Source organism: Paenibacillus sp. 598K (assembly GCF_003851045.1).
GTDB lineage: Bacteria > Bacillota > Bacilli > Paenibacillales > Paenibacillaceae > Paenibacillus_D.
Genome location: NZ_BFBX01000012.1, coordinates 1 through 3,541, shown reverse-complemented (window position 1 = coordinate 3,541; position 3,541 = coordinate 1). Strand labels below are relative to the sequence as shown.

General features: G+C 53.9%; 5 protein-coding genes and 1 other RNA gene. 4 read left to right on the top strand and 2 right to left on the bottom strand.

Features of this window, described 5'->3' with window-relative positions; genetic code table 11:
- Positions 1-234: 234 nt before the first annotated feature.
- Entirely contained in the window at positions 235-345 is a 111-nt protein-coding gene (locus PA598K_RS37235; RefSeq protein WP_221414096.1) for a sporulation protein YjcZ, read from the bottom strand.
- A 199-nt stretch (positions 346-544) separates the two neighbouring features.
- Between PA598K_RS37235 and PA598K_RS05475 the strand changes: the two genes are divergently transcribed.
- The 3 genes from PA598K_RS05475 to PA598K_RS05465 all read left to right on the top strand — a co-directional run bounded on the left by PA598K_RS05475 (position 545) and on the right by PA598K_RS05465 (position 2,157).
- Positions 545-1,348 (top strand): YesL family protein, encoded by an 804-nt coding sequence (locus PA598K_RS05475; RefSeq protein WP_128655971.1) that lies wholly within the window; start codon positions 545-547, stop codon positions 1,346-1,348.
- A 50-nt stretch (positions 1,349-1,398) separates the two neighbouring features.
- A non-coding RNA gene (gene ssrS / locus PA598K_RS05470) (6S RNA) lies at positions 1,399-1,581 on the top strand.
- A gap of 177 nt (positions 1,582-1,758) precedes the next feature.
- Complete coding sequence (locus PA598K_RS05465; protein WP_128655970.1) at positions 1,759-2,157, top strand: DUF1499 domain-containing protein; 399 nt, start codon at positions 1,759-1,761, stop codon at positions 2,155-2,157.
- 59 nt (positions 2,158-2,216) lie between these two features.
- On the opposite strand, the gene tpx is transcribed toward PA598K_RS05465, so the two are convergent.
- Positions 2,217-2,735: a thiol peroxidase gene (gene tpx / locus PA598K_RS05460; RefSeq protein WP_128655969.1), complete on the bottom strand. Its 519-nt coding sequence runs from the start codon at positions 2,733-2,735 to the stop codon at positions 2,217-2,219.
- 109 nt (positions 2,736-2,844) lie between these two features.
- Here tpx and PA598K_RS05455 point away from each other — a divergent pair, with 109 nt between their 5' ends.
- Positions 2,845-3,462: a rhomboid family intramembrane serine protease gene (locus PA598K_RS05455; protein WP_128655968.1), complete on the top strand. Its 618-nt coding sequence runs from the start codon at positions 2,845-2,847 to the stop codon at positions 3,460-3,462.
- Positions 3,463-3,541: the final 79 nt, after the last annotated feature.

Sequence of the window (3,541 nt, the reverse complement as noted above, 5' to 3'; positions counted from 1 at the left end):
CAGCAGCAATCGCGGCAGCAGCTACGGCAGCGGACGCGGCGGCTATGGCAGCCGTGACGAAGGTCGCAGTGGCGAAGGACGTAGCGGCGATGGCGGCAGACGTCCGCGCAGCTCCTCCGACGATTATGTAAACAACTAAACGACAAATAACCGGGAATCGATCCATGGCCCCCTTAAGCTTTTGCTTGGAAGGCCGTGGATCCCCCGGTTTTCGTCATGCGGTGAAGGGGCTTTTTAGTACAGGAATGTCTTGGCGATAATTACGAGCAGGATGAACAACACGAGAATGATTCCTGTCGAAGTTGCGAAGCCACCGTGTCCGTATCCGTATCTTTCTTCGCTCATGCGGCAACCTCCTTTAGCGATGTTGGTTTGGATTACACCATATAGTATGGCTGATGGGTGGCAGCCGTTTAGACGAGTGCCTACTGCAGACCAAAATAGGCGTATGCCGGACAGCAATCCTTTGGGACAGGCGTGGTTGAGAACGTTTACTAAAACCTCAGGCCTCGCGCGAGTCAGTACAGTTTTAGGGGGAGTCAAGATGGAAATGAGAGGCCTCATGGGGGGCTTTTACAAAATCTCCGAATGGATTATGCGGCTGTCCGTGACCAATGTGCTCTGGATGCTCTGCTCCATTCCATTTGTGTTTCTGATCGCAACGGCGCTGCTTTTTTCGACGACGGAGGACGAGCTTCTTTCCTCGCTCATTTTGGGGGCGATTGTCGCCCCGTTCACCTTCTTCCCGGCAACGGCGGCGATGTTTGCCGTCGCGCGCAAATGGGTTATGGGCGAGGTGGACGTCCCCCTCTTCAAGACGTATTTCCGAAGCTACAAGGAGAACTATGTCCAGAGTATGCTGGGCGGAATTTTGTACACGGCGCTATATGTCATCATGTACGTGGACTATCGTGTATATTTGAATGAGCTGTCGTCGTTCCAGCTGCTGTCGTTTGTGTTCATCGGTCTGATGATTCTCCTGTTCATCTCGATGTTCAACTACTTCTCCATGATGGTTCACTACCATATGAAGACATTCCAGCTGCTCAAAAACGCCATCCTAATTACGATCGGCCGGCCCTTCCGGTCGCTGTCGACCGTCATTATGAGCGGCGCCGTTGTCTTTATCAGCTTTCAGTTCACGTTTCTGATTCCTTTCTTTATGGGCAGCATCATCGCCACCGTCTCGTTCTACAACTTCTACCTGATCTATCAGAAGCTGCAGATGCAAGCGGAGAAAGCGGCTGCCGAGGAGGAGGCGAGACGGAGCGAGGAGGAGCAAGAGGACCTCGAGCTTGCGCGCATGGACGGGGCTTCCGTTAAGGATGAGATCGAGGAACGCAAGTAGCTGCGGGTCGCGAAAGTTTACAATCCCGGACAAAAGGACTATAATATCAATACATCCTGCGGTGTGCGTTACGGCATTTCCTTGTTTTGAACCAATGGCTGAATGAAGGGAGACCTACATCGAGATGCAGCTGTCATGCCCCCGAAAAGGGACTTCAAAAGCGTCTCTGCGGTCACCCACCTGCGAGAGCGGGTTCAGAAACAAGCTTGCCGGACGGCAAACGCGGGGATGTCTATAACTATCCGCCCGGCTGCCAGTCGGGTATATCCAAGCTCGTATAAGTTCAGCTCTTATACGAGCTTGTCTTTCGGCGTATTCGGGACGTTGCGGCTCTGGCAACCGAAGCCGGTCGCAAGTCCAACCTATAGAGGTTGTCTTGACTCGCATATACATAGACGTTGGAGGGGGAGATGTCGTTGTTGAAACGGACACTGATCGGACTGCTCCGCAGTTTTGAACAGACGGGTGACAAGGCAAAGGATCCGTTGTTGAAATCCCATTACTACAAGCTGTCAAAGGATAAGGTATGGGAGGATGTCGTGTCGACGCTCAAGAAGATGCAGGGCTACAAGGTACTTCACGAAGTGCAGTCTGTAGGCGAGATCGTCGTCGAGAAGCGAACGGCAACCGGCAGAACGATGGATATTACGGTGTCGGTCATTAGCATTAATCCGGTAACGACGGCAGTGGATATTTATTCGGCTTCCCGAGGCTCATTCGGGGACCTTGGTTCCAATTATCGGGTCATCCTTGATATTTACCGGACCTTGGATAAGAAGATGGCCGCATATAAGACGAACAGTCCATAGCACAAATAAAGCGAGGAAGGGGTTGCCTTCACTCGCTTTATTTTCGATTCGGGCGCGGCTTAGATGAGTCCGCGTACCGCTTCGAGCGCCTGCTCGTAGTTCGGATGCTCGGTCATCTCCGGCAGCACCTCGACGTAGCGGATCGTGTCGTCGGCATCGAGGACGAAGATCGCGCGCATGTCGAGCTTGAGCTCTTCGATGAGGACGCCATAGGCGGCTCCGAAGTTGTTGTCCTTGTAGTCGGAGAGCAATGTGACACGGTCGACACCGGCTGCGCCGCACCAGCGGGACTGCGCGAAGGGCAGATCGACGCTTACGGTCAGGATGACTACGCTGTCGCCGAGCGATGCGGCTTCTTCATTGAAGCGGCGCGTCTGTGCGTCACATACGCCCGTATCGATCGAAGGGACGACGCTGATCAGCTTCACTTTGCCGGCAAAGTCCTTCAGCGAGACGCTGTCGACCAGCGATTTGTTCAGTACGAAGTCAGGAGCCGGATCGCCGACTTTCAATTCTGGGCCGAGCAGGGTGATCGGATTGCCTTTAAGGGTGGCTACACCTTTACGTTGTTGAGTCATGAGTAACAATTCCTCCTCTATCAGATGCTAAGTATTGGATTACCCCATTCATTATAATCGTTCGTCGAGACCCTTGTCCAATGAGACAGGCGCATAAGGAGGCGTTCCGTTGATCTTTTTACGTTATGAGAGCTTCCGCTCCTACCTGAAGCTGTATCCCATCACATCGGCGCTGCTGGCGATCAATGTGGTCATGTTCGCTATCCTGGAGCTAACCGGGGGCTCGCTCAATAATTTGAATCTGTATCGCTGGGGCGCATTTGTCCGGTATCCGCTCGGCGATCCATTCGGGCTGGAGGAGCCTTGGCGTTACGTCACCTCGATGTTCCTCCATATCGGATGGGAGCATATGCTGTTCAACTGTTTTTCGCTGCTCGTCTTCGCGCCGCCGCTGGAGCGGCTGCTCGGACATGTCCGGTACATCATCTTCTACCTGCTGTGCGGCGTCGCAGGCAACTTCCTGAGCTTGATGATGACGAAGACGTCTGAGCTGGCCGAGTTATCTGTGGGCGCGTCAGGCGGCATCTACGGCGTGTTTGGGGCGTTCCTGCACATCGTGCTGCTGCAGCGGCACAAGCTGGATGTCGCTTCGCGCAAGACGGTCGTGACGATCCTCGTCATCGGTCTGCTCATGTCTGTCTTCATTCAGCAGATCGATCTGATGGCGCATGTCGGCGGCGGCTTCGCGGGGTTCGCGTTGTACGGATTAATGCAGCGTCGCAAATAGTAGAAAAGCTCGTTCGACGGTCTCTGGGACCTGACGAACGAGCTTTTTTGATGTAGCGCCTAGTACTCCGTACCGTCTA

Bases quoted from the DNA above. Each gene is read 5' to 3' on its own strand.
- PA598K_RS37235 (WP_221414096.1), bottom strand. From the start codon at position 345: ATGAGCGAAGAAAGATACGGATACGGACACGGTGGCTTCGCAACTTCG.
- PA598K_RS05475 (WP_128655971.1), top strand. From the start codon at position 545: ATGGAAATGAGAGGCCTCATGGGGGGCTTTTACAAAATCTCCGAATGG.
- PA598K_RS05465 (WP_128655970.1), top strand. From the start codon at position 1,759: ATGTCGTTGTTGAAACGGACACTGATCGGACTGCTCCGCAGTTTTGAA.
- tpx (WP_128655969.1), bottom strand. From the start codon at position 2,735: ATGACTCAACAACGTAAAGGTGTAGCCACCCTTAAAGGCAATCCGATC.